The 745-nt window shown below is 37.7% G+C and carries 1 protein-coding gene and 1 pseudogene; both read left to right on the forward strand.

Going from position 1 to position 745, the window contains the following annotated elements:
- Positions 1 to 525 (forward strand): relaxase MobL (gene mobL, locus AC3G7N_RS20905; RefSeq protein WP_489424082.1); only part of this gene is annotated, 525 nt, incomplete at its 5' end.
- Between the two features lie 39 nt (positions 526 to 564).
- Positions 565 to 745, forward strand: a pseudogene (locus AC3G7N_RS20910) (hypothetical protein); the annotation flags it as partial.

Raw genomic sequence — 745 nt, forward strand, 5'->3', positions numbered from 1 at the left:
TATCGTAAAACGAATGAGTTGTTCCAAGAAGCGATGAAACGTCTCCCGTCGGACAAACGCCAATGGAAGTACGGGTACCAGTCTATTCATGAAGCAAGACCGTATTTAGATGAAATAACGGATATTTATTTGCAACAATTTCACGGAGATAAGATGAACGAATTGCATCAACGACTGGATGATGAAGGAAATGTGATGAAGGAAATGTACGGTGATGCAAGTGACTATGATGAGTACAAACAAAACAAGCTTGATGATCTGAAAAAGCGAATGGGGAATGCGGTTCTTTCTGAAATGCGTGCTTGTAATAAGGAACAAAAGACAGTTGCTTTTCAGCAAAAACGATTCCATGAACAAGGAATATCTAATTATGCTTGGAACTCGATTCACCGATATTATCCCGGTACGTCGTTCCATGTTTCCATGGTGAAATTAACTAAAGCAATGCGAAAGACGTTTCAGGATTACGAAAAAGAAAAGAACCAACGAGAGTTTGATCATATTATGGACGGGTACGAAATGTAACATACAAGGATTGTTAAAGGGAAGGAGAGAAACAACAACATGAAAGATATGTATACACTGATAACCGATTACGAAGCACTCTTATTACTATTAATAGGAGTGCTATTGTTTGTATTGTCCATTTTTCCAAATATTATGAAGGTGGTTAAACGAAAACAACGCTATCGATTAATGAAACGTTCTGGAATAAAAGACATTGACCAGATGCAGGGGTATCAGT

It is taken from the genome of Virgibacillus carmonensis, assembly GCF_057836705.1.